This window comes from Pseudarthrobacter sp. LMD1-1-1.1, assembly GCF_040676255.1.
Taxonomy (GTDB): Bacteria; Actinomycetota; Actinomycetes; order Actinomycetales; family Micrococcaceae; genus Arthrobacter.
Map to the genome: position 1 here is coordinate 152899 of NZ_JBEGHP010000024.1, position 22615 is coordinate 175513.

General features: G+C 66.1%; 23 protein-coding genes and 1 pseudogene. 13 read left to right on the top strand and 11 right to left on the bottom strand.

Annotated elements, in window-relative coordinates:
• Positions 1–75: 75 nt before the first annotated feature.
• The gene (locus MRBLMD1_RS17115) at positions 76–588 is read right to left on the bottom strand and encodes an Lrp/AsnC family transcriptional regulator (RefSeq protein WP_201302383.1); all 513 of its coding nucleotides are present in this window, start codon (positions 586–588) and stop codon (positions 76–78) included.
• A gap of 83 nt (positions 589–671) precedes the next feature.
• Between MRBLMD1_RS17115 and hisC the strand changes: the two genes are divergently transcribed.
• The 3 genes from hisC (at position 672) to MRBLMD1_RS17130 (ending at position 3203) form a co-directional block, all read left to right on the top strand.
• Positions 672–1790: a histidinol-phosphate transaminase gene (gene hisC, locus MRBLMD1_RS17120; RefSeq protein WP_159630392.1), complete on the top strand. Its 1119-nt coding sequence runs from the start codon at positions 672–674 to the stop codon at positions 1788–1790.
• On the top strand, positions 1787–2476 hold the full coding sequence (locus tag MRBLMD1_RS17125) for a YitT family protein (protein ID WP_414703709.1): 690 nt from the start codon (positions 1787–1789) through the stop codon (positions 2474–2476). The genes hisC and MRBLMD1_RS17125 overlap by 4 nt, the downstream gene beginning before the upstream one ends.
• 85 nt (positions 2477–2561) lie before the next feature.
• Positions 2562–3203, top strand: a complete 642-nt coding sequence (locus MRBLMD1_RS17130; RefSeq protein ID WP_364401786.1) for an NADPH-dependent F420 reductase — start codon at positions 2562–2564, stop codon at positions 3201–3203.
• A gap of 70 nt (positions 3204–3273) precedes the next feature.
• Here the strand turns inward: MRBLMD1_RS17130 and MRBLMD1_RS17135 are convergent, their stop codons facing one another.
• A complete protein-coding gene (locus tag MRBLMD1_RS17135; protein WP_224023193.1) occupies positions 3274–4188 on the bottom strand; it encodes an SMP-30/gluconolactonase/LRE family protein in 915 nt (304 codons plus the stop codon).
• 156 nt (positions 4189–4344) lie between these two features.
• On the opposite strand from MRBLMD1_RS17135, the gene MRBLMD1_RS17140 reads away from it, so the two are divergent.
• A complete protein-coding gene (locus MRBLMD1_RS17140; protein ID WP_159630386.1) occupies positions 4345–4695 on the top strand; it encodes a hypothetical protein in 351 nt (116 codons plus the stop codon).
• Between the two features lie 41 nt (positions 4696–4736).
• Here MRBLMD1_RS17140 and MRBLMD1_RS17145 read toward each other — a convergent pair whose 3' ends face one another.
• Positions 4737–5669: a threonine/serine dehydratase gene (locus MRBLMD1_RS17145; protein ID WP_364401790.1), complete on the bottom strand. Its 933-nt coding sequence runs from the start codon at positions 5667–5669 to the stop codon at positions 4737–4739.
• 2 nt (positions 5670–5671) lie between these two features.
• Positions 5672–5950 carry a hypothetical protein gene (locus MRBLMD1_RS17150; RefSeq protein ID WP_364401793.1) on the bottom strand — a complete coding sequence of 93 codons (279 nt, stop codon included), beginning with the start codon at positions 5948–5950 and terminating at the stop codon, positions 5672–5674.
• Positions 5951–6247: 297 nt separating this feature from the next.
• Here MRBLMD1_RS17150 and MRBLMD1_RS17155 point away from each other — a divergent pair, with 297 nt between their 5' ends.
• The gene (locus MRBLMD1_RS17155; RefSeq protein ID WP_159630380.1) at positions 6248–7504 is read left to right on the top strand and encodes an SLC13 family permease; all 1257 of its coding nucleotides are present in this window, start codon (positions 6248–6250) and stop codon (positions 7502–7504) included.
• Positions 7505–7602: 98 nt separating this feature from the next.
• Positions 7603–8151 (top strand): annotated as a pseudogene (locus tag MRBLMD1_RS17160) (AAA family ATPase); the annotation flags it as partial.
• Between the two features lie 87 nt (positions 8152–8238).
• On the opposite strand, the gene MRBLMD1_RS17165 reads toward MRBLMD1_RS17160, so the two are convergent.
• Positions 8239–9114: a hypothetical protein gene (locus MRBLMD1_RS17165; protein WP_364401797.1), complete on the bottom strand. Its 876-nt coding sequence runs from the start codon at positions 9112–9114 to the stop codon at positions 8239–8241.
• 174 nt (positions 9115–9288) lie between these two features.
• Between MRBLMD1_RS17165 and MRBLMD1_RS17170 the strand changes: the two genes are divergently transcribed.
• The gene (locus tag MRBLMD1_RS17170; RefSeq protein WP_364401800.1) at positions 9289–10488 is read left to right on the top strand and encodes an N-acetylglucosamine-6-phosphate deacetylase; all 1200 of its coding nucleotides are present in this window, start codon (positions 9289–9291) and stop codon (positions 10486–10488) included.
• 74 nt (positions 10489–10562) lie between these two features.
• Positions 10563–12044, top strand: a complete 1482-nt coding sequence (locus MRBLMD1_RS17175; RefSeq protein WP_364401804.1) for an HNH endonuclease signature motif containing protein — start codon at positions 10563–10565, stop codon at positions 12042–12044.
• Between the two features lie 70 nt (positions 12045–12114).
• On the opposite strand, the gene MRBLMD1_RS17180 is transcribed toward MRBLMD1_RS17175, so the two are convergent.
• The 4 genes from MRBLMD1_RS17180 to MRBLMD1_RS17195 all read right to left on the bottom strand — a co-directional run bounded on the left by MRBLMD1_RS17180 (position 12115) and on the right by MRBLMD1_RS17195 (position 14946).
• Positions 12115–12945: an MBL fold metallo-hydrolase gene (locus tag MRBLMD1_RS17180; RefSeq protein ID WP_159630372.1), complete on the bottom strand. Its 831-nt coding sequence runs from the start codon at positions 12943–12945 to the stop codon at positions 12115–12117.
• Positions 12946–12952: 7 nt separating this feature from the next.
• Positions 12953–13588, bottom strand: a complete 636-nt coding sequence (locus MRBLMD1_RS17185; protein ID WP_236560701.1) for a GyrI-like domain-containing protein — start codon at positions 13586–13588, stop codon at positions 12953–12955.
• 95 nt (positions 13589–13683) lie between these two features.
• Positions 13684–14562, bottom strand: a complete 879-nt coding sequence (locus tag MRBLMD1_RS17190) for a Rieske 2Fe-2S domain-containing protein (protein ID WP_275180747.1) — start codon at positions 14560–14562, stop codon at positions 13684–13686.
• 84 nt (positions 14563–14646) lie between these two features.
• Positions 14647–14946 carry a putative quinol monooxygenase gene (locus MRBLMD1_RS17195; protein WP_159630366.1) on the bottom strand — a complete coding sequence of 100 codons (300 nt, stop codon included), beginning with the start codon at positions 14944–14946 and terminating at the stop codon, positions 14647–14649.
• 309 nt (positions 14947–15255) lie between these two features.
• Here MRBLMD1_RS17195 and MRBLMD1_RS17200 point away from each other — a divergent pair, with 309 nt between their 5' ends.
• On the top strand, positions 15256–15744 hold the full coding sequence (locus tag MRBLMD1_RS17200) for a hypothetical protein (protein WP_224023212.1): 489 nt from the start codon (positions 15256–15258) through the stop codon (positions 15742–15744).
• A 70-nt stretch (positions 15745–15814) separates the two neighbouring features.
• Here MRBLMD1_RS17200 and MRBLMD1_RS17205 read toward each other — a convergent pair whose 3' ends face one another.
• On the bottom strand, positions 15815–16837 hold the full coding sequence (locus tag MRBLMD1_RS17205) for an Lrp/AsnC family transcriptional regulator (protein WP_159630362.1): 1023 nt from the start codon (positions 16835–16837) through the stop codon (positions 15815–15817).
• Positions 16838–16972: 135 nt separating this feature from the next.
• Between MRBLMD1_RS17205 and MRBLMD1_RS17210 the strand changes: the two genes are divergently transcribed.
• Together MRBLMD1_RS17210 and MRBLMD1_RS17215 are read left to right on the top strand one after the other, a co-directional pair.
• A complete protein-coding gene (locus MRBLMD1_RS17210) occupies positions 16973–18193 on the top strand; it encodes a M20 metallopeptidase family protein (RefSeq protein WP_159630360.1) in 1221 nt (406 codons plus the stop codon).
• Between the two features lie 70 nt (positions 18194–18263).
• Positions 18264–19553 carry an MFS transporter gene (locus MRBLMD1_RS17215; RefSeq protein WP_159630358.1) on the top strand — a complete coding sequence of 430 codons (1290 nt, stop codon included), beginning with the start codon at positions 18264–18266 and terminating at the stop codon, positions 19551–19553.
• A 143-nt stretch (positions 19554–19696) separates the two neighbouring features.
• On the opposite strand, the gene MRBLMD1_RS17220 is transcribed toward MRBLMD1_RS17215, so the two are convergent.
• On the bottom strand, positions 19697–20569 hold the full coding sequence (locus MRBLMD1_RS17220) for a hypothetical protein (protein WP_364401813.1): 873 nt from the start codon (positions 20567–20569) through the stop codon (positions 19697–19699).
• A gap of 192 nt (positions 20570–20761) precedes the next feature.
• Here MRBLMD1_RS17220 and MRBLMD1_RS17225 point away from each other — a divergent pair, with 192 nt between their 5' ends.
• Entirely contained in the window at positions 20762–21562 is an 801-nt protein-coding gene (locus MRBLMD1_RS17225; protein WP_364401815.1) for a hydroxypyruvate isomerase family protein, read from the top strand.
• A 74-nt stretch (positions 21563–21636) separates the two neighbouring features.
• Positions 21637–22557 (top strand): 2-hydroxy-3-oxopropionate reductase, encoded by a 921-nt coding sequence (locus MRBLMD1_RS17230; protein WP_364401818.1) that lies wholly within the window; start codon positions 21637–21639, stop codon positions 22555–22557.
• The last annotated feature ends 58 nt before the right edge of the window (positions 22558–22615 follow it).

Consider the following 22615-nt stretch of genomic DNA (forward strand, 5'->3'; position numbering starts at 1 on the left):
TTCTGCCTTTTAGGTTTATCAGTGCCTTACAAGAATGGTCAAGAGTTTGACCGTGAGGAAATGGGAGAATTTGTTCTAGGTCGATTGCTTCTGTGCCTCTAACGCCTGTTGCTTCTTTGCGGCCGCCTGCAGCAGGGGCACCGTGCGGGTGGGCATCACTTCCACCAGGGACATGGCGGTGCTGGTCCGGACGACGCCGTCAATCGCCAGCATCGCGTTGGTGATCCGGTGCAGGTCGGCCGGGTCCCTCGCGGCCACCTTGGCCAGTAGGTCGGCATCGCCGGTGGTGGCATGCATTTCGATGATCTCCGGGATGGTCTGCAGCGCTGCCACGGCAATGTCGCTGGAGGACTGGCTGATGGAAATCGAGATGAAGGCGATGAGCGGCAGGCCAAGAGCCTCGGTCCGCACCCGCTGGCTGAAGGGTGCCAGGCTGCCGTCATTTGCGAGGCGGCGGAGCCGGGCATGCACCGTATTGCGGGCCACGCCCAGCGTGCGGGAGAGGGACAGGACAGTAGCCTGCGGGTCCCGGTCGAGTGTGAGGAGGATCTCTGCGTCAAGGGCATCAATGAGGTGCATAGTGAGCATTTTGCCACTTCTGGAGATAACATCTGCTGGATCTGTCCTGCTCGATCCTCCTCTGTTGCGCAGACGTCCTGATTTCACCCATCATGCCTTCCATGACCAGCACCCTTCCAGAAGCCGCGGCACCAGAGGTCCGCGCCGCCGTCGCCCAGCTTCCCGCCTACGTGGCCGGCAAGAGCGCCCAGTCAGCCCTGACCGCGGCCCTTGCCTCGAACGAAAGCCACTTCACTCCCCTGCCGTCCGTCGTCGACGCGATTGCCGCAGAGGGCGGCAGGATCCACCGGTACCCGAGCATGGGCGCGGTGGAAGCACGGGAGGCTATTGCCGGGCACTTCGGTGTCAGCGCCGATGAGGTTGCCGCCGGACCGGGAAGCTCCGGAGTGCTGCAGCAGATCATCTCCGCCGTCTGCTCGCACGGGGACGAGGTGGTGTACGCCTGGCGGTCCTTTGAGGCATATCCCATCCTTGTGGCGGTGGCGGGCGCGGTTTCGGTCCCCGTGCCGCTGCTGGCGGATGAGCACCACGATCTCACGGCCATGGCTGCGGCCATTACGGAGCGCACCCGGCTGGTGATCCTGTGCTCGCCGAACAACCCCACCGGGGTGTCCATCAGCGCGGAGGCGCTGGAGGAGTTTCTCCGGTCCGTTCCCCCGCGGGTGCTGGTGGTCTTGGACGAGGCGTATGTCGAGTTCCAGCGCGGCCCGGGCGTCGACTCCCTGGACTTCTACCGCCGCTACCCCAACCTCTGCATCCTGCGGACCTTCTCCAAGGCGTACGGACTGGCTGGGCTGAGGATCGGTTACGCCATTGCCCGGCCGGAGATCGCCGAAGGCCTTCGGCGCACGGCCGTTCCGTTTGGCGTCAACAGGATGGCGCAGGCTGCCGCGGTCGCTTCGCTTGCTGCGGAGGACGAGATCCTTGAGCGCACCGAGGCGGTGGCGCAGGAACGGACCCGCGTGATCGGGGCACTTCGGGGCCTGGGCTGGGACGTCCCGGACAGCCAGGCGAACTTCTACTGGCTGCGGGCTTCGGACGAGCTGCGCGTGCAACTCCTTGACGCGCTGGCCCAGGCCGACATCCTGGCACGCGGCTACGCGGTGGACGGCGTGCGCATCACCCTGGCCGATGCCGCCACTAATGACCGCGTGTTGGCAGTCCTGGCAGACCGCGGGCGGTTCCTGCCTGGGGCGGGCGCCGCCCAGTGAGCACCTCCACGGAAACACGCACTGACGCAACCACTGCTGCCCCGGCCACGCACCCTGAAGAGCCGACGGCGGGACGTCCCGTGCCGCCGTCGGCCGTCCGCCATTCGGTGGTAGAGGACGTCCTGGGCATCCTCACTGGCACCTTTGCGGCGTCACTGGGCCTGTTCCTCCTCAAGTCCAGCGGCGCGGTCACCGGCGGCACCGCGGGCCTGGCGCTGCTGCTCAGCTACTCCGTTGCACTGCCGTTTGGTGTCATCTTCTTCGCCGTAAACCTGCCGTTCTTCGCGCTGGCGGTCTGGAAGAAGGGCTGGAATTTCGCCCTCCGCACCGGGGCGGCCATCGCCCTCGTGTCAGTGATGGCAAGCCTGCACCCTGCCGCGATGGGGTCACTGCACCTCGACCCGGTGTACGGCGTGGTGGGCGGAAACCTGCTCGCCGGCGTCGGCCTCCTGATCCTGTTCCGGCACCAGTCCAGCCTGGGCGGCTTCAACATCCTTGCCCTGCTGTTGCAGGAGAAGCTGAACTGGCGCGCCGGGTATGTGCAGATGGTGCTGGACGTTGCCATCGTGCTGGCCTCGCTGGTTTTGGTGCCGCCGATGCTGGTGCTGCTGTCCGCTGCCGGTGCCACGCTGCTGAACCTCATCCTTGCGCTGAACCACCGCCCGGGCCGCTACCTGGGTAAATAGGTGGCAGGAAAGTAGCCAGAGCCCAGCCCTTTTATTCCCGGGAACCGGCTGAAATATCTGCAGGGGGACCGCTGTTGCCGCCACTATGACAACTATCGGAATCATCGGTGCAGGACATATTGGCAGCCAGGTCGCACGGAAGGCCGTGGAACTGGGCTACGACGTGGTCATCAGCAACTCCCGCGGGCCGGAAACGCTCCAGGACCTGGTGGCTGAGCTTGGCCCGAAGGCCCGGGCGGCCACCGCAGCCGAAGCCGCAGCCGCGGGCGACTTCGCAGTGGTAACAGTGCCCCTGAAGAACTACAAGGACGTCCCGGCGGAGCCGCTGACCGCCAAGGTTGTGATCGACACGAACAACTACTACTGGGAGCGGGACGGCAGGATCCCCGCCCTGGACAACGGCGAGGCCACCACCTCCGGGCTGCTGCAGGAGCACCTCCCACAGTCGAAGGTGGCCAAGGGCTTCAACCACATCATGGCCAAGGACATCACCACCGACGGATCACCCGCCGGCACCGCCGACCGGCGGGCCCTGGCCACCGCCAGCGACTATCCGGAAGCAGCCGAACTGGTGACCCGCCTCTACGACGAGTTCGGTTTCGACACCGTCAATGTCGGCCCGCTCTCAGAGAGCTGGCGTGTGGAGCGGGACCGTCCGGCCTACGTGAAGCGGCAGACCGCCACCCAGCTGAAGGACAACCTGGCCAAGGCTCCGCGCACCATCTGATCGTCCTTCCGGATCCCGCAGGCCAAACTGGCCGGCAGCCCCTGCTGCCGGCCAGTTTCTTGTCACGGCACTACTTCCGGGCCGGAACCAACACCACTTCGAACGGGCTGGGCGGCTGGTTGAACTGCGCGTTCACGGCGGCCAGCGTATTTCCGAACAGGGCCACGGTGGTGGGGACATTGAACGAGCCGCTCTTGATGGTGCCTTCCACGACGCCGGAGGACAGGTCCCCGGACAGATCAATGCGGGCTATCTGGTTCAGCTGATTCTGGACCGCCCACAGGGTGCCGCCGCGCACCAGGATGCCGTCCACGAAGGGGACGCTGACGCCCTCAATGGCTGCACTCTCCCCCGTTTCAGGGTTGACCGTGTACACCGCACTGTCGGCTGTATGCGCCACCAGCAGGACCCTGCCGTCGTCAGCCGAGGCGATGCCGTTGAGGTTGAAGTCCGGCGTGAGGTCCGCGGCCGGCCCGCTCAGCTTAAGGGTCTTCACCGTTCCCAGTTCACCGTCTTCTCCCACCGGCAGGAAGTAGAGTTCCGCCGCGGCCGAATTGGTGAACCAGGCGCCCTCGCTGGTCAGGGTGACGTCGTTGATGAATCCCTTGGCCAGGTCAAAATCGGCCACAGGTTTGCCGGTGACGGTGTCGTAGACGAAAGCCTTGCCGGTGGTGGCGCCCGCCACGAACAACAGGTTGTGGCAGGGATCGGCCTTCATTCCGGCGGCTGCGCGCCCCTCGGGGGCGTGGATGAAGCGGGTGGCGGTGCTTTGGCGGAGGTTACCGCGGAAAATATCACCCGTGGTGAGTTCCCCTGCGTAAAAAGTCCTCCCCTCCCCCGCCGCGATGCCCTCCGCGGAGGTGGCGCCGTCGAGCACTATCTCCCCTGATCGGGGCGCGGCCGACGCCGGAACGGCTGTGGGGAGGAGCAGTGAAAGCAGGGCGGCAAGTCCCGCGGCGGCACGGCGGCGTACTGTTCGGCGCATGCTGGTTCCTTAGTCTGGTCTGATGCGCGCGGGGCCCATCTGCGGAAGCTCCGCACGATTGGTACTGCCAGTTTAAGCGCCGGTATTGGGCTTGCGAAGGCATGGGGGTACCCAATCTGCTTACAATCGAAACCTCTGACCACTACCGAGGGACCCATGAAGAAATTCGCCACAGCCCTGTTTGCCGCCGGCCTCGTTGCTTCTGCTACGGCCTGCACCGCCACACATCAACTGACCACCGCTGAGACCTGCGAGCGGATCCAGGCCGTTGTGTCGAACCCCGCCAACAACGCCGGCAAGACGGGCATGAACAACCTCGCCAACCAGATCCGTCCCATCCACGCCGTGGCCTCGGACGACCTCAAGCCTGCCCTGGCACAGATCCTGGCGTACACGGACGAACAGGCCAAGGAGAACCCGGACAAGGACAAGCTTGCCGATTTGCAGTCCGGCTACCAGGAGGCCGGCAGCACCTACAGCAAGTTCTGCGGCCAGGGCGCCCAGTAGTCAGCTGATCCAGCCCGGGCGTCCAATTCGCCCGGGCTGCGTCACAGCGTGGCCGGATCCGTGTTGGCACCGCAGAGGATGACGGCAACGCGCTCGTTCGTCCCCGGTACATACGCGCCGGAGGTCAACGCAGCGTAGGCTGCTGCAGCGCCGTGTTCCACCACGATCCGGTAGTCGTTCCAGAGTGCCGAGCGTGCGGCAATGATGTCAGCGTCGCTGACAAGGACGCTTTCGACGCCGCAGCGGACCGCCACTGAGAAGCCGATGTCGCCTGCGCGGCGGGCACCCAGGGAGTCGGCCGCGATACCCGATACGGCGACGTCCACCGGCTCACCGGCTGCCAGGGCGGCGTGCAGGGTCGGCGCTGTTTCCGGTTCGACGGCCACCACTTTGGCTGAGCCCTCGACGGCGGCGGCTACCCCCGCCATCAGCCCGCCTCCGCCCACTGCCACCAGGACGGTGTCCACGTCCGGTACCTGCTCCAGCAGCTCGGAGCCCACTGTTCCGGCACCGGCAGCGATTTCGGGCTGGTCATAGGCGTGGCAGTAAACCGCGCCGGTTTCCTCGGCGTGGGCCACGGCGGCCTGGTAGGCGGCCGCGTACTCCGCACCACCCTGCACCACGGCGGCACCGATGGCCCGCAGCTTGGCGACCTTGACGGCGGGCGCGGCTTCCGGGACAAAGACGGTGGCCGGAACCCCCAGCTGCTTGGCGGCATAGGCATTGGCCAGCCCCGCGTTTCCGCCGGACGCCACCACGACGCCGACACCGCCCCTGAGTTCCCCGCGCTCCTTGGCTGCCAGGATGCGGTTGAGCGCGCCACGCGCCTTGAATGTGCCCGTGTGCTGCATGAACTCGCATTTGAGCCAGACCTGGCCGTCGGACAGGCCCCGGTCCGCCTCCATCACGGGTGTTCTGCGGATAAGGCCGGCGGTCCGGCGCGCGGCCTGGTCAATGTCGGTGCGGGAGATCATGCCTAGACTTCGTCGTCCCAGGTACCCGGCTCCCCCAGCGCCTCTTCCGGCTTGCTTTCCTCCGGCTTGTCGCCGCCGGCCGCGTCCCCGCCCCCAACATAGGACGCAGGAACGGTTCCGGCGGCGTGGACCTGCTGTTCCTCACGGATGTTCGCCGCGCCCGGCTGTTCGGGCTGCTGCCCGGACTGGGGTGCCTTTTTGGCGGCCTCCCTGGCTTCGTCCGGATCGCCCGGGCCCCGAAGGTCTGCGGTGTTCTGGGGATCGTCGCTGGAAACGGTCATGGTCCTGCCTTTCACCTGGGAACTGCCTGTTCTGCAGTTGCCTGTTGTGGAACTGCCTGCCGGCCGGGGAGACCCCTTCCGGGCCTCCAGCCTACGGTCTCGAGGCAGCCGGCGGCCCCTTCCGGCGCGCAATTCCCGGCAGCCCGGCGCACAATTCACTCCAGCCCGGCGCGCGACTCCCGGCGGCGGCGAATGGAATGTCATGATGCTTTCCATGGGCAAGCCGCACCCCGAGTGCTTGCCCCCGTGACCGGTGGCATGTTCAACCAGGCAGCCGCCACGAGACCGGAGCCTGCCATGACCGCTGTCCAGATCATCCCGCTGGTGATCCTCGTGGCGATGTTCGTCATCGCCACCAAATGGCCGCTGAACATCGGGGTGATGGGGCTGGTAGCCTCCTTCGGCGTCGGCTATTTCATGCTGGGAATGTCCGACCGGGAGATCCTGGCGGAGTTCCCCGCCAGCATCGTCTTGACCATCATTGGCGTCACTTACTTCTTCAGCATGGCCCAGCGGAACGGCACCATCGACATCATCGTCAAGGGCTGCGTGCGGATGGTCCGCGGAAAGACCCTGCTGCTGCCGTGGGTGTTCTTCCTGATCGCCGCCGCGCTGACCTCGCTCGGCACGTTCTCGCCCGCCGCCGTCGCGCTGCTCGCTCCCGCGGCCATCGGATTCGCCTACGAATCGAGGATCCACCCCGTCCTCATGGGCGCGTTCATCATCAACGGCGCCCACGCCGGCGGCTTCTCCCCGCTGTCCGTTGCTGGTGTGCTGGTGCATGACATCGCCCTGAAGAACAACTTCCCCATCTCCCAGGGCGGCCTGTTCACTGCCAGTTTCGCCCTGAACTTGATCCTCTCCGTGCTCACCATCGTCCTGTTCGCCCTGATCGGCAGGCTGCGTGACGGCACCGCGGGCCAGCACGCGGACATCGACACCTCTGCCACCGGACGCCCGCACGGCCAGCAGGTCCTGACCCTCGTCCTGATCGCCGTGATGCTGGCAGCCACGCTCGGTTTCCACCTGCCCATCGGCTTTGTGGCCCTCTCCGCAGGCCTGCTCCTGGCATTCATCAACATTAAGGAGCACAGGACCTTCATCGGCGGCATTTCCTGGTCCACGGTCCTGCTGGTTGCCGGGATGATCACGTATGTCTCCCTACTGGAGCACGTGGGCGTCATCGATACCCTGGCCGGGCAGGCCCTGGCCCTGGGTACGCCACTGCTCATCGCACTGGTCCTGTGCTACGTGATCGGTGTCGGCTCGGCCTTCGCTTCCTCCACCGCTCTCCTCACCGCGTTCATACCCCTGGCCGGACCCCTCCTGGCCACGAGCTCCCTCAGCGCCTCCGGAACTGTTGCCGCGCTGGCCATCGCGGCCACCGTCGTCGACGTCTCCCCCTTCTCAACTGATGGCGCACTGGTGGTGGCCAATGCCCGGGATCACGACCGGCAACGGGTCTACAAGCAGCTGACGTTCTATGCCGGCGGCGTGGTGATGGTGGCTCCGGCCCTGGCCTGGGCGCTGCTGGTACCCACCAACATCATGTAGCACTGCACTTCACCCCGCCGCTGGCGCCTGTGAATTCCAGCTCATTCGGGACATTGCGCCCGTCCCCGGCGTTAAACGGAGCGGCGGGAGGAGGCCGGATGATCATTGTGCTGACGGGCATCGACGGATCGGGAAAGTCGACGGCGGCCCGCGCCTTGGTGTCGATGGTGCGGGCCCGCGGCGGACGGGCCTTGCTGGTGAGCAACCATGCGGGCCGGCGGGTCATGTCCCTGGCCGCGGCCAGGCTGGGAGTGCGGCTGCCGGACAGGGTGGCAGACGGCGTCGAAACCCTTCTGCGGGTGGGCAACGTGCTGGTATCGCACCTGCGCGCCAGCCGGTTCGACGGCCTGGTGGTGATGGACCGCCACCTTCACTGCCAACTGGCACTGCGGCACGCAAAAGGGCTGCCCCGCGGACGCTTCCTCCCCTGGCTGCTGGCCCGGCTGCCGCAACCGGACGCCATCTTCCACCTGGACATCGACCACACCGAAGCCCACCGCCGCATCATTGCCCGTGGGACGGATTCGGAGAGCCTCGCTGACCTCGCCGCGTTCCACCACGGGTACCGGGAGCTACCGGAGTACGCGGGCTTTTTGCGGATAGACGCGTCCGCACCGGCGGGCGAGGTCGCGGCAGAGCTCAATTCCCGGCTGGAGTTCGCGCAGGCCTGCGGGGCGCGCAGGACGGGCCAGGACTTTGCAATCCTGGCCCGCCTCCGCGCTGTAGGGTTGCGGCTACCGCGACGCAGTCGGGGAGGCCGACGACGAGGCGCCACTGCCCGATGACATCGTCGCCGAAGAGGTGGACGAGGCGGTCGACGAAGCCGAGCCACTCGGCGAGGACGTGCCCATGGAACCCGACGAACTGGTGGAGGACGGGCTGGAAGTGGCGCCCGCGCCGTCGGCCTTCTTCAACACGTCATTGATGAGGCCTTCAAGTTCCTTCTGGTCCTTGTCGCCCAGGTCGGTGCCGCTCTTCGTGGCTACCACCAGCAGGCGCCCCTGCGCGGCGGAAACCTGCATCAGCTTCTGCTGGTTGTCACCGCTGCGGGTGCTGACGGTGGCGAAGGTCTTGTCCGCGTCGGTGTCCGCCTTCAGTTCCTTGCTGGACACGTCGTATTTCTGCCCCAGTGCGGAGACCGAGAACTTGGCGCACTGGTCCATCTTGCCGCTGATGTCGTTCAGGGTCTTTACGGCGTCGGGGCCGTCGCTGCCGGACTGGGCCGACAGGCTGCGCGGCTGGTTACCGTCCGAAAGTGCGACGGCAACGTCACCGTTTTCCACCTTGTCCAGCAGGCCGGCCGTGGCAATGTCCTTGCAGTCCTTGGGGTCGATGGTTGCCGTGCTCATGAGCAGGTTGGCGATATTTCCGCCCTGGTCAACCTGCTCCTTGGAGTACAGCTTGAGCTCATTGCCGTCGGCGTCCTTCGTGCCCGAGATCAGGTCACGGAGCTGATCCTCCGAGTACACCTTGGCGTCCGCGGTCGGGCTGGCGGACGGCGACGCGGTCGCCGAACTGGACGGGGTGGCCGTACCGCCGCCCCCGCCCGAGCAGCCGGCCAATGCCAGCATCGCCGCAGCCATTACTCCAAGCGCAGAAACTTTTCGCATCAGGTTCACCCTCCAAAATAGACAGCATGCTTATCACTTTCACTGTAGACGTTCCCATTGGCACGGTGAAATAACGGCACGGGGGAAGTTTGCCGGATAGTGCCGCGTGCAGGATTTGTGCCGGATGCCCGCGGGGCCGTTGTGGAATAATCCGTGGCGGGAGGCGAGTGGACCGTGAACAGTGAGCTCATCCTCCGCGGGCACATTGTTTCGGCGTCCCTGGATGTGCCGGACGGCGTTGTAGCGGTCGACGGCGGCGTGGTCACCTTTGCTGGGCCGGCGTCGGAATTTCCCGGGGTTCTTCCGGATCAGGCCGCGGCACCGGGGTTTCTCCTGCCGGGCCTGGTCGACCTGCACTGTCACGGGGCACATGGCTCTGACTTCTCGGAGGGCAACCCTGACGGTGCCCGCCACGCCGCCCGCTACCTTCACAGCCGCGGCACAACTACGCTTCTGGCCAGCATCGTCACGGGGCAGCCCGGACAGCTTGTCCGCAACCTTTCCGCTCTTCGGGGGCTGGCTGGTGAGGGCCTCATTGCCGGTTCGCATCTCGAGGGTCCATTCCTTTCAACGGAGCAGTGCGGCGCCCATGACACTGCGCTGCTGTTGGATCCCGATCCGGGCCTGGTGTCCGGATTCCTTGGTGCTGCCGGGGAATCAATGGTTTCCATGACCCTGGCGGCCGAGCTTTCCGGAGCGTTCGAACTTGTGGATCTCCTCGCGGCGCGCGGCATCATCCCATCCTTGGGACACACGGCTGCGGATCATCCGACGGCGGCGGCTTTCCTTAAGCGCGCAGCGGGCGGTTTGGCCGCTGGCGGGCATTCCACGGGGCGGCGGCGGCCGACGGTTACCCACCTGTTCAACGCCATGCCTCCACTGCACCATCGCTCCCCCGGACCCGTCGCGGCATGCCTCAGCGCGGCACGGGCAGGAGAAGCGGTGGTGGAACTGATAGCCGACGGTGTACATGTGGCGCCCGAAACGGTGCAGTTGGTCTTTGCTCTTGTTGGTGCGGACAATATCGCCCTCGTTACCGACTCGATGGCTGCAACCGGCTTGGACGACGGCCAGTACCGGCTGGGGTCCCTTTCCGTCACGGTGGACCAAGGCGTGGCACGGGTGGATGCCACTGGTGCCATTGCGGGTGGCACCAGCACGCTGCTGGAGGTCCTCCGGACTACTGTGGCCGCGGGTGTTTCCCTGCGCGACGCCGTAACCTCGGCGTCGGCTGTTCCGGCGTCCGTGCTGGGGCTCTCGGCGCAGGCCGGGGATCTGCGTCCCGCGATGCCTGCGGACGTGTTGGTGCTTGACCAGGATTTGAAGCTGGCCCGCGTGCTGCGGAAAGGCGCGTGGGTAACCTCCTCGGGCTGACCGCTACCGCCTGCTGAGGCGCACCGGTTTCGGGCGCCGCTTCGAATGTCGGACCCCCGTTGGATGATGTCCTTATGGGAATCGCCGGTGGTGTTGGGGTGGCTTTGGAAGGTGTCCATGCCTCCGTTGCTGCCCTTGATGCGCTGGAGAAAGAGGACGATTTCCTGGCTTCCGGGGCTCATGCTGGTGCCGGTGTGGATATTAGCGCCGGTACGGATGTTTTGCAGCGGCGGTATGGGATCCGGCTGGAACGGCTGGAGCTGATGGCTCGGCTGGAGGCGCAGCTCGCTGCGACGAAAGCACGCGACGCCGCTGAGGCAGCGGAGTTCCAGCAGGCGATGACCCCGCCGGACGCCTCGATCCAGGACCGCACTTACGCTGACATGTCGGTGGTGGAGGAGATCGCCGGAGTCCTGACCATCAGCTCCACAGCCGCGGGCGCTTTGGTGGAGCAGTCACGCCGGATCTGCTCCCTGCCGCACGCCATGAACGCCCTGGCCGCGGGCGCGATGTCCTGGCAGCACGCCCGGATTGTCGCCGACGAAACCGAGGGCCTCACCACTGACGGCGCGGCGTCGCTGGTGGCGCATTTCTTCGACCCTGACGCACCCCGCCCCGCCCGCGGCGCCACCCCCGGAGACCTCGTACCGTCACGGTTCCGGGCCAAGGTCCGTGGCTGGCGGGAACGCCACCATCCGGAATCGATCGAGAAACGCCATGTAAAAGGGGTAGCCGACCGGCGGATGGAATACACCCCCGACAAGGACGGCATGGCCTGGGTCTCCCTCTACCTCCCCGGGGACACCGCCTGCGCCATCTGGAACCGCACCACGGCCACCGCGCGCGGACTCCAGGGACCAGACGAACCCCGCACCCTCACCCAACTCCGCCCCGACATCGCCGCATCGCTGCTGCTGGGGGCTGGGAACACCACACAGACCGGGAAATCCACGAAGGTCGGGAAGGTCCCCACCCCGCGGGCCGACGTCCTGGTCACCGTGCCCGTGTTCGCCCTCCTCGGAGCGACCGACGAACCCGCCGTACTGGATGGTTTCGGCCCGATCCCGGCGTCCATGGCCCGCAAACTCGTCGCCGACGGGGCGGACTCGTTCTACCGGGTCCTGATCGACCCCCGCGACGGGGCACCACTGGAGATCGGCCGGAAAAACTACCGGCTCACCGAAACCATCAAACGCTGGATAAGGCTGCGCGATGCCAAATGCACCTTCCCCGGCTGCACCAACCGCACCCCCGACAACGAAACCGACCACCTACAAGCGTGGCAACACGGCGGCACCACCAACGTCAGCAACCTGGCCCAACTCTGCCCCAAACACCACCGGCTCAAACACCACACCAGATGGACACCAGACCCGGCCACGAGCAAGGAACCACCCGGCTGGACCTCACCCACAGGCAGGCACTACAACCCAGAACACCCCGACCCCGAACCAACCCACTGGCCACCAGGAAACTGGCCGCAAGGGCGGCAAAGGCTCATGCCAACGGAGCGAAGCCTCTTGGAGGAAGCCCTGTTGGAGCGCCTTGCCGTGTAGGAACCGGGTGAGGAACCGCAGGGCGCGCCTGATGCCTCCCTTGGCACATCCCGGACAGCCAGCGAACCGGCTAGGCAGCCTCGGGGGATCCCGCAGCGCGGCCACGGAGCCTCATCCGTTGCGTGCGCTCCTTCATAGTGAGGGCCCGCAGCCGCGGAACGGCCCCAAGAGCAAGCGGCTGCCCATGGCCCGGCGCCAGCAACCGGGGACCCAGACCTGCGAGGCGTGTGATGGAGTCCATGGATTGCTCCCAGTTCCAGGTGGTGTACCTGGGTGGCCCGGACAGGTCCGGTACGCCTGAGAGGATGCCGCGGATGGAATTCAAACCCACCGTCACCACCGCATCCCCGGTGAGCAGGACGCCGTCGCCGGCGCGCCAATAGGCAACATGTCCCGGGGTATGGCCGGGCGTGGGGATGGCCGCCCACCCTGGCAGCCCTGGTATTCCTCCATCGCGGGGCAGGCTGCGGGCGACGTCAGTGATGTCACCGGACGCTTCGATCCTGCGGCGGGTGCGGGCGGGCAACGACCACAGGAGCGGGGCGATGATCCAGCGGTCCAGCGGCATTGAAAACTCGGGGATGTATTTCCCGGCGGCCATGGGCAGCTCTGCTTGGTGAACGTACACCGGCACCTCCCACGTCCGGGCCAGGGCACCGGCAGCGCCGGAGTGGTCCGGATGGATGTGGGTCAGCAGGATGGCATCGGGCGTGATGCTATTCCCCAACTCTTGCTCCACAGCGCGCCGGACCGGCTCCGCGCTGCCGGCCCAGCCACAGTCCACCATCGCCCAGGTGGTACCCGAGCGCACAAGGTAGAGGTTTGCGGCCATTGGACCTGCACCGGAGGTCATCAACAGCACGCCGGAAGCAATCTCCCGCGGTTCGGTTACACGCGTCATCAGTCTTTTACACCACCGGGTGGCGAATCAGCGTTCGCAGCTTGTCAGGTGCGCTGCGGCGGGGATCGCCGAGGTAGATTTCGTGGTGCCTGCCGCGGACCTTCAGCCCGGCCTCCACCACCGCTGCGTCGAGGCGGGCGATTGTGGCGCCTTCGTCGGCGTAAGGACCGACATGGAGGGTCTGGGCGCAGCGGCCCTCTTCCCAACGCTCGAACTGGAGCAGGTCCAGTGCCGGAAGTTCCTTGGCCCGGGACTCCTCCCTGGCCCGCTCCAGCAGGGCTTCGTCGATTGGTTCGGGCTGAACCATCATGGCCTGCCATCGCCATGATTCCCGGTCGACTCCTGAAAGGCCGCCGAAGCCTGCTGTTACGGGCTCGTCGGGGTCAGCGTGCCCAGGCTCGTCGAACCACCACAGTGCTTCCAGCGGCATTACTTTCGTGATCAAACCAGCCCGCTTCTTGAGCCCGAAGTGCGCGGCGTAGCTGATGGTAAAGAGCGCCTGGACTGCTTCCGCGAATGCAGGTCCGTCGGGGTCCCCCTGGCCCCGGACCATGGCGAAGAGCAGCGGAGGAACGTCAACGAAATCGACGGATCCCTTCCGCCCCTTGTAGAGGACTGCGATGTCCTCGCGAAGATCGCTCACCGCCCCTGGACTCACCTCGCCTGGATTCTCCTTGACGTCGCCATGCACCCAGTTTTTCGCCGCCCTTGCCAACCCAACAGGGCCTAACGGCCTTTCTAGCCGTCAGCCCCGGGCAGGCGCACCTCCACGAGTTCCCCGGTCACCCGCGTTTCGAAAAGTGGCTGCCGCGAAGTTGCCGGGCCGGCTTTCACTTCACCGGTGCGCAATGAGAATGTGCTCCGGTGCCAGGGGCAGACGACGCACGGGTCGCCGTCGTGGTCTTTGATCTTGCCCTCGTGAAGCGGACCGGAGAGGTGGCTGCAGACGTCGGAGAGTACGTTGACCGTTCCGCCCTCACGGTGTACCAGCAACGGGATGCCGGCCACTTCGCGCTTGTGCAGGCCGCCCTCGGGCAGCTCCGCCAACGGCGCCAACGGCTGCCAGCCGGACGGGAAGCGGTGCGGGATTTCCTCGCTGTGGTTCACGCCCGCAGCCTGGCGGTACGAAAGGTGGCCGCCCAGGAAGCCGCCGGCGCTGACGGTGGCCAGTCCAAGATATGCAAGCACCTTGCCGCTTCCCTGGCTGCCAGTTGACCGCTGCACCAGCGACGCGATGTAGAGGCCTGTGGCGGTGACGTTGGCCGCGGCGTGCACCAGGCCCACCCTCTGCTGCTGCGGATGAAGCTGGGACCAATCGGTGAATCCGGCCAGCGCAGACGGAATCACGCTGGCAGTGCCCACCCCTATAAGCAGCCGGGCAGCTTTTTCTCCGCCCGGGACCGCGTCGAGTACTCCTGCGGAGAGCCAGGCACCGATGGGCACCTGGACAGCAAGGGGATGCACCGGGTGGCCGATGGGAACGCCGTGGAGGACATCACGGGCCCAGCGCGGTTTGATGACCTTCAGGACGATTTTCCGGACGCTCTTGGCCAGTGGGTCAAGCCACTCGGCATCCTCGAAACGGGTGACAAGCTCAAGTGCGGGCAACGGTTTCATGTGTCCTCCCTTACCCCGATTACCGCAATCCACTCGCCGCTGAATACCCGTCCTGGGAAGGAGGTATTTCGCTTTTGGCGGCAGCTACCGAAGCGGGGACCCCAGCACCGTGAACCGGTGGCCTCCCATTTCACCGGACAGCAGCGGCTTCGCCTCGGCGATCGCGGCCTGCGTGCTGTCCAACTGCAGCGATGCCTGGTGCGCTTCGGCAGACTCCCACAGTTCCGAGACGAACACGGTGTCCGGCATATCGGCATTAATTCCCACCTCATACAGCAGGCACCCGGCTTCCTTCATCCCGGGTTTCGGCCGGAGCAGGATGGCCACCAGGGCATCGCGCTGGCCGGGCTTGGTTCCCAGCATTCCCACATTCGCAAAAGTCATAGGGACAGTCTGCCGCCTGCGGCGAACGCCGGGAAGGAGCACAAAGGCCAGCCCCGGCACAAGCGGCGCCCAGCTCCAAGCAGGGTGCGGTTGCCCCTAGCGCAGCTGCGCAGAGGGGAGGATATTTTTAAACACCGGATCAGCGAACAGAAGGATCCGGAGTCGAAGCCACCCGCACTGCGGGGCGCGCTGTTTGAAACGGGACGGGCAGGCTCCTGCCACCACAACGGTTTATTGAAAATGTGCTCAATTCCGGCGGCTTAAGGCTGCCCGCAAAGGTGAATCGCATCCTTTGAGGAGCAACAAGATATGTCCAACACTCGAATTAAGAGGCCAACCCGGGCAAGGCTGGCCATGGTTCCGGTCCTCTCACTGGGCCTGTTCGGAGGTTTCCTCGCGTTGGCCGCACCCGCCAACGCGGAAACAAGCCGCAACGGCTGTACCGTCGACCCAAAGGATCCCAAGGATCTCCGGGGCAACAAGGTCGATTTCAGGATCAAAGTGGACTGCAACGGCGAAAAGACCGTCGAGATCCGCCAGTTGCGCTACGAAGACGACCCCGGTCCGCGCAGCAGTGACGACTTCCTCGGCCGCACAGTCTTCACCGAGCAGTTTGATCGCCACGACGGCGCGAGGACCCTTTCCAGCATTGACCGTGTGCCTAACCTCGACCGCAGGGGCGCAGAAGAGGTCTACCAGCTGGTCTCGTTCCGCGTGCAGAACCACGGCGGACACTGGTCCGACTGGACCCCATGGGAGAAGAGCGCCGTAGTGGAAGTCCACCGCGACGGGAAGTAGAACTCTTCTTCCCCTTAGCGGGGAGCCAGGGGCAGCGTCCCTGGCTCCTCCCCGTTACGATCTGTCCGTTTCAGTCTGCGGCGCCCAGGTTTCCGGCATGGACGACGGCGCCACTCGCCGTCGTATCTTCCTTCAGCATCCAGCCCACCCGCTTGACCGTCCGCAGCATCACCGCGCTCTCCACAATGTCGATGCCGGGCACCTTCTGCTGCAGCGCCAGTTCAGCGGACATGACGTCTGCCAGCGTGTGCAGCCACATGATGATCACGAAGTTGGTGGGTCCGGTGGTGGAGGCGCTCAGCCGCACGTTGCTGATGGTGCGGATCTCTGCTGCGGCTGCCTCGTGCTGGCCGGCCGGTACGTTCACGAACCATTGGCAGGTCACCGGGAACGATGAGTAGCGCTGCGCGATTTCGCAGCGGAACGACAGGATGCCGCTGGCCAGCACACGGTTCAGCTGGCGCTGCACGGTGGCGGGATGGCGGCCAAGGGCGCGGGCAATCTGGGCAGCTGTGGCACGGCCATCCCGGGCCAGGAACGGCAGCAGGTCAAGGTGGCTTTGCGGAAGCTGCCCGGCCACCTGCGCCGGCTCCGGGCTTGCCTGCGGTGCGAGGGTCCGCAGGGTGGCCAGCTGGGAACGGCTCAGGACATTCAACCGCCAGTCGTCGCCGCTGCTGTGCAGCCGTGTGCACAGGGCCACCTGGTACTTGGTCAGCCCGTCGATGGTTTTCAGGTGCGAGACCACCCGGTCGCTGAATTCCTCCAGCGAGCGGGTAATGACAGTCAGCATCAGGTCCCGGTTGCTGGCCGCTTCCTCCACCGTCACGATCTCCGGCACAGCGGCCAGCTGCGCCGTGACGCTGTCCCGCCGGTTCATTTCGCAGTCAACGGCCACATACGCCAGGAGCATCTGCTTGGGGTCACCCGCCAGGTGCGCCGTCGTCCACGCAGCGCCCTGCGAAGCCAGCCTGTCCCAGCGGGCCGCGAGGGTAGTCGCATGGACGTCCAGCACCTTGGCGGCGTCAGCCCAGCCAAGCCTCGGCGCAGCCTGCAGCACTTGGATCAGGGCAAGGTCATCCTCGCTGAGCTCCACCCACGCCTCCTTCACCTTGCATGAATCCTGACGCCATCAGGCACTTGCAGAATAATTCCAGCGCTTTCCTTGATTGTGAACCACGCCACTTCAGAATAGTCCCCAAGCCCTGATGCCCATGCCAAGGAGTAACACGTGACCATAACCGCCGACGCCAAGGACCTGCAGGATGACCTGGTCCGCCTGCGCCACGACCTGCACCGGCAGCCGGAAATCGGGCTCCACCTTCCGCGCACCCAGGAGAAGGTTTTGGAGGCGCTGGACGGCCTCCCCTTCGAGATCACCCTGGGCAAGGAGACGACGTCGGTCACCGCAGTCCTGCGTGGCGGCAACTCTGATCCCGCCGGGCAGCGTCCCGCGGTCCTCCTCCGTGCAGACATGGACGGGCTGCCCGTCCAGGAGAAGACCGGGGTCCACTTCACATCCCAGGCTGACGGCGCCATGCACGCCTGCGGCCACGACCTGCACACCTCCATGCTCGCCGGAGCCGCCACCCTCCTGGCCGAGAAGAGGCACCAACTCCAGGGCGACGTCGTCCTCATGTTCCAGCCTGGCGAGGAAGGCTGCGACGGGGCCAGCTACATGATCCGGGAGGGCGTCCTGGACGCCGCTGGTCCACGCGTCCAGGCAGCGTACGGCATGCACGTGTTTTCCTCGCTGGAGCCGCACGGCACCTTTTGCACCAAGCCCGGCGTCATGCTCAGCGCGTCGGACGGCCTGGAAGTCACGGTGCTCGGCGCCGGCGGCCATGGTTCGGCACCGCATTCCGCGAAGGATCCGGTCACCGTGGCAGCAGAAATGGTGACAGCCCTGCAGGTCATGGTCACCCGCCAGTTCAACATGTTCGATCCCGTAGTCCTGTCCGTGGGCGTGCTGCACGCGGGGACCAAGCGGAACATCATCCCGGAATCTGCGCGCATCGAAGCAACCATCCGGACCTTCTCGGAAGCATCCCGCCTGAAGATGATGGACGCCGTGCCACGCCTGCTCAAGGGGATCGCCGCCGCACACGGGGTGGCGGTCGCTGTCGACTACCTGCAGGAATACCCGCTCACCATCACCAACGAAGACGAAACACACACCGCCGAAAAAGTGATCACCGAGCTTTTCGGCGAGCGCCGCCTCTCGCGCTGGGCCACCCCGCTCAGCGGCTCGGAGGACTTCTCCCGCGTACTGGCCGAGGTACCCGGCACGTTTGTGGGCCTCAGCGCCGTGTCCCCGGGGGGCGACCCCGACGCGTCGCCGTTCAACCACTCCCCGTATGCCACGTTCGATGATGCCGTGCTGGCGGACGGGGCCGCACTCTACGCGGAACTCGCCATTTCGCGGCTGGCCACGCTCTCGCGGACCGCCTAAGTTTCCCCTCCCGTACCCGGCAGCAGCGCCGCTGCCCTTTCCCGCAGACCAACCGACCAGGAAGAAGACCATGTCCGTTGCAGTAACCAAGCCCCAGACTGGACGCATGTCCACCGCCAAGACCATCGTCGGCACCGGCATCGGCAATGCCGTTGAGTGGTACGACTGGGCCATCTACGCCACGTTTACTCCCTTCATCGCCAGCCAGCTGTTCAGCAAGGAGGACCCGGCGTCGGCGGTGCTGTCCACCCTGGCGATCTTTGCGGTCGGCTTCGTAGCCCGGCCCTTCGGCGGCTTCCTCTTCGGCTGGATCGGCGACCGGGTGGGCCGGAAGACCTCGATGACGTTCGCCGTCGGCCTCGCCTCGCTGGGCAGCCTGCTGATCGGCATCGCCCCCACGTTCGCCAGCGTCGGTGCTTTCGCTTCGCTCATGCTGCTGGTGGCCCGCCTGGTGCAGGGCCTGGCACACGGCGGCGAGCTGCCGTCCTCGCAGACGTACCTGTCCGAGATGGCACCCAAGGAACACCGCGGCTTCTGGGCCACCCTCATCTACACCTCAGGTACTGTGGGCATCCTCTTCGGAACGCTGCTGGGCGCCGTCCTGAACATGGCGCTGAGCACCGAGGCGATGAATGCCTGGGGCTGGCGGATCCCTTTCCTGATCGGTGCCGCCATGGGCCTGTACGCGTTGATCATGCGGTCACGCCTGCACGAGACCGAGGCATTCCAGGACGAGGCCGTCACCGCCAAGCGCGCTCCCATCTGGCCGCAGATTGTCCGCTACCGCAAGCAGGCCATGCAGGTCATCGGCCTGACCGTGGGCCTGACGGTGATCTACTACATCTGGGGCGTGGTGGCGCCCAGCTACGCCACCACCGCACTGAAGATCGACCGCGGCGAGGCGCTGTGGGCGGGCGTGATCGCCAACATCGTCTTCATCGCCGCCCTGCCCGTGTGGGGAAAGCTCTCGGACCGCATCGGCCGCAAGAAGGTCCTGTGGGCCGGCGCAATCGGCTCCGCGGTGCTGCACTTCCCCATGACCTGGCTGCTGAAAGACTCCGCCTGGCAGCTGGCCGTGAGCATGTCCGTGATGCTGGTCTTCGTGGCTGCGAGCGCCGCCATTGTTCCGGCCGTGTACGCCGAGCTGTTCCCCACCTCCATCCGCACGGTGGGCGTGGGCGTGCCCTACTCCATCTGCGTGGCGGTGTTCGGCGGCACCGCCCCCTACCTGCAGCAGTGGCTGGGCTCCTCGCTCGGGGCGCCACAGGTGTTCAACATCTACGCAGTGCTGCTCCTGGCGGTCAGCGCAGCGTTCGTGTTCACGATTCCCGAAACCAAGGGCAAGGACCTGACCCACTAGTCCCCGGCTTTACTGCAAACATCCCCGGCGCGGTTTTCCGTGCCGGGGATGTTTTGGCGTTTCCAGGGTTTCGCGGCAGCCGGGTTGGATGGCGGCCGGGGTGGATGGCAGCCGGGCTGGATGGCAGGTTGGATGCGGCCCGGCTACGCGGCAGTGGGAAGCACCAGGAGGTAGCCGGCGGCCAGGCCGCTGCTCCAGCGCCTCGGCTCGCGGACTACGAACTGCGTGGCCAACTGCTCCGGCGTCAGCAGGGCATTGGGCGCCGGCGACGGGCCCCACTGGCCACTGCCGTAGGGGTAGAGCGGATCGAGGACGCGGATGCCGGTCACTGAAAAATCGGGGAACTGGCGCGGATCGCCCACCGATTCGAATCCGCTCATCACCCAGGCATGGCGGCCACTCCACATCACCAGGCCCACCGGCCTGCCCGTCTCCGTGATGGCACGCGCCGCCGTCCGCACCGCTTCTTCATAGCCCGGAACGCTCACGACGGCGTACGGCCCCATCCCCGCCTCCGTCAGCACCTGCGCCCAGCCAAAGGGATTGGCACCGTTGAACGAGTCCGAAGAGTGGGCGCGGGCCCTCTCCCACAGTTCGTTCTGCTGCGCGCGGTCAGCCCAGGTGCCGCCGCCGGTGTCGTCAATCAGGTTGTGCGCCATCTGGATGCTCGCGGCCACGCACCAATCGAAGGTGTACTGCGGAACGAAGTCCCCCTCCCGGTACAGGTTGAGGGCAAACGGCTGGGGCACCGGGGCGGGAGCGGGAGCACTGGCGGGGGCGGGAGCCGGAGTGGCCGCCGGGATTGGCGCCTGCGGCGGAGCGAGGGCGACGTCGGCCGCATCCGGCGCAGAGCTTGCCGAACCGGCCGCGGTGGCGGGGACCGTCGCGGTCGCCCCGGGTGAAGGGGCCGCGGATCCAGACACGGCCTGCCCAGACCCCACCCCGGGCGTGCAGCCGGCAAGAAAGGCCATCACGGCAATCAGCCAGGCCAGAAGCCGGAGGCGGGCAGCGGTCATGATCGCTCCAGTCCATTCATGTTGAGCGGGCGTACCTGCTACCAGTCTCCTGCCCGCGCCTCCCCTTGACTACCCCACCCCACCTTCCCTACACTTTTCATAAAGCAGAATCTAAATTCCACAAAGCGGAAACGGTGAAGATGCCGGCAGCAAGGGAAGATAGATCAAAGCCCCTCCTCGGAAGGACCTACGATGACGTACACAGTGAACTGCTCCATCCTCCTCACGGAGCTTCCCCTGCTCGAGCGCCCCGCCGCGGCCAAGGCCGCAGGCTTCGACGCGGTTGAGTTCTGGTGGCCCTTCGAAACCTCGGTCCCGGCGGACAGCGAGATCACCAGGTTCGAGAACGCCATCACGGACGCCGGGGTGCAGCTCACGGGGCTGAACTTCAACGCCGGCAACATGCCCGGTGGTGACCGCGGCCTGGTGTCCTGGAAGGGACGCTGCTCCGAGTTCAAGGACAACATCGACGTCGTGGCAGGTATCGGCGGGCGCCTGGGCTGCAAGGCCTTTAACGCCCTCTACGGCAACCGGCAGGACGACTTCACGCCCGAAGAGCAGGATGAACTCGCCGTCAAGAACCTGGCGGCAGCAGCCGATGGCGTCGCCCGCATCGGCGGCACCGTCCTCCTCGAACCCGTCAGCGGTGCACCCAAGTACCCGCTCCTCACCGCCGACGACGCACTCAAGGTCATCGCCCGCGTCAAGGAGGAAGCCGGCGTCGGGAACATCAAGCTCCTCGCCGACTTCTACCACTTGGCAGTCAACGGCGACGACGTCCAGGCAGTCATCGAAAACCATGCCAGGGACTTCGGCCACATCCAGATCGCCGACAACCCCGGCCGCGGCGCCCCCGGCACCGGCACCCTTCCGCTCGGCGAATGGATCGCCCGCAGCCGCGAACTCGGTTACGAGGGCTACATCGGCCTCGAGTACAAGGAACCGCAGGAAACGGCCTTCAGCTGGGCCATCCGCCAGCGCATCTCACAGTAGTCCCCAACTGGGTAGCGCCAAGTGTCGTTTTGAACCCCCATAACGACACTTAGCGCTACCTACTTGGGCCAGGCTTGCCGCAAGACCACACAAGACTTTCAGGAAAGAGAACCATCATGAGCAACGTTGCAGTCATCGGACTCGGAATCATGGGCCTGCCCATGGCCATCAACCTGGTCAAGGCCGGCCACACCGTCACCGGATACAACCGCAGCCAGGACAAGATCGACAAGCTGGTCTCCGAAGGCGGCAAGGGCGCCTCCAGCATCGCGGACGCCGTCAAGGACGCCGACGTCGTCATCACCATGGTGCCCGACTCCCCCGACGTCGAGGGCGTGGTCAGCGGCAAGGACGGCGTCTTCGCCAACGCCAAGCAGGGGACCTTGTGGATCGACGCCTCCAGCATCCGCCCGGACGTGGCCAAGCGCCTGTCCGACGAAGCCCGCGAAGCAGGCATCCGCCCCCTCGACGCCCCCGTCTCCGGCGGCGAACAGGGCGCCATCGACGCCGTCCTCTCCATCATGGTGGGCGGCGACAAGGCAGACTTCGACGACGCCCAGGATGTCCTGAACGCCGTCGGCAAAACCATCGTCCACGTCGGCCCCTCCGGCTCCGGCCAGACCGTCAAAGCGGCCAACCAGCTGATCGTGGCCGTCAACATTGAAGTCCTCGGCGAGGCCATCGCCTTCCTCGAGGCCTACGGCGTGGACACCGACGCCGCCCTCAAGGTCCTCGGCGGCGGCCTGGCCGGCTCCAAGGTCCTGGACCAGAAGGGCCAGAAGATGCTGGACCGCAACTTCGACCCCGGCTTCCGACTCGCCCTGCACCACAAGGACCTGGGCATCGTCACCGCCGCCGCCCGCGAGGCCAACGTGGCCATCCCGCTCGGCGCCGTCGTCGCCCAGCTCGTCGCCGCCACCGTCAACCAGGGCGACGGCGCACTGGACCACTCCGGACTCTTCAAGCAGGTCCTGCAGCTCAGCGGCAGGAAGTAGCCACTCCCGGCGCAGCCGGGACAAAAGCGCGGAACAAGCACCTCAGCAGGGAACCCGC

Coding starts and splice junctions, on each gene's coding strand:
- MRBLMD1_RS17195 (WP_159630366.1), bottom strand. CDS start 14,946: ATGACTTTTGCGAATGTGGGAATGCTGGGAACCAAGCCCGGCCAGCGC.
- MRBLMD1_RS17165 (WP_364401797.1), bottom strand. CDS start 9,114: ATGCGAAAAGTTTCTGCGCTTGGAGTAATGGCTGCGGCGATGCTGGCA.
- hisC (WP_159630392.1), top strand. CDS start 672: ATGCCTTCCATGACCAGCACCCTTCCAGAAGCCGCGGCACCAGAGGTC.
- MRBLMD1_RS17130 (WP_364401786.1), top strand. CDS start 2,562: ATGACAACTATCGGAATCATCGGTGCAGGACATATTGGCAGCCAGGTC.
- MRBLMD1_RS17150 (WP_364401793.1), bottom strand. CDS start 5,950: ATGACCGTTTCCAGCGACGATCCCCAGAACACCGCAGACCTTCGGGGC.
- MRBLMD1_RS17115 (WP_201302383.1), bottom strand. CDS start 588: ATGCTCACTATGCACCTCATTGATGCCCTTGACGCAGAGATCCTCCTC.
- MRBLMD1_RS17200 (WP_224023212.1), top strand. CDS start 15,256: ATGTCCAACACTCGAATTAAGAGGCCAACCCGGGCAAGGCTGGCCATG.
- MRBLMD1_RS17140 (WP_159630386.1), top strand. CDS start 4,345: ATGAAGAAATTCGCCACAGCCCTGTTTGCCGCCGGCCTCGTTGCTTCT.
- MRBLMD1_RS17175 (WP_364401804.1), top strand. CDS start 10,563: ATGGGAATCGCCGGTGGTGTTGGGGTGGCTTTGGAAGGTGTCCATGCC.
- MRBLMD1_RS17220 (WP_364401813.1), bottom strand. CDS start 20,569: ATGACCGCTGCCCGCCTCCGGCTTCTGGCCTGGCTGATTGCCGTGATG.
- MRBLMD1_RS17215 (WP_159630358.1), top strand. CDS start 18,264: ATGTCCGTTGCAGTAACCAAGCCCCAGACTGGACGCATGTCCACCGCC.
- MRBLMD1_RS17190 (WP_275180747.1), bottom strand. CDS start 14,562: ATGAAACCGTTGCCCGCACTTGAGCTTGTCACCCGTTTCGAGGATGCC.
- MRBLMD1_RS17135 (WP_224023193.1), bottom strand. CDS start 4,188: ATGCGCCGAACAGTACGCCGCCGTGCCGCCGCGGGACTTGCCGCCCTG.
- MRBLMD1_RS17225 (WP_364401815.1), top strand. CDS start 20,762: ATGACGTACACAGTGAACTGCTCCATCCTCCTCACGGAGCTTCCCCTG.
- MRBLMD1_RS17145 (WP_364401790.1), bottom strand. CDS start 5,669: ATGATCTCCCGCACCGACATTGACCAGGCCGCGCGCCGGACCGCCGGC.
- MRBLMD1_RS17155 (WP_159630380.1), top strand. CDS start 6,248: ATGACCGCTGTCCAGATCATCCCGCTGGTGATCCTCGTGGCGATGTTC.
- MRBLMD1_RS17180 (WP_159630372.1), bottom strand. CDS start 12,945: ATGACGCGTGTAACCGAACCGCGGGAGATTGCTTCCGGCGTGCTGTTG.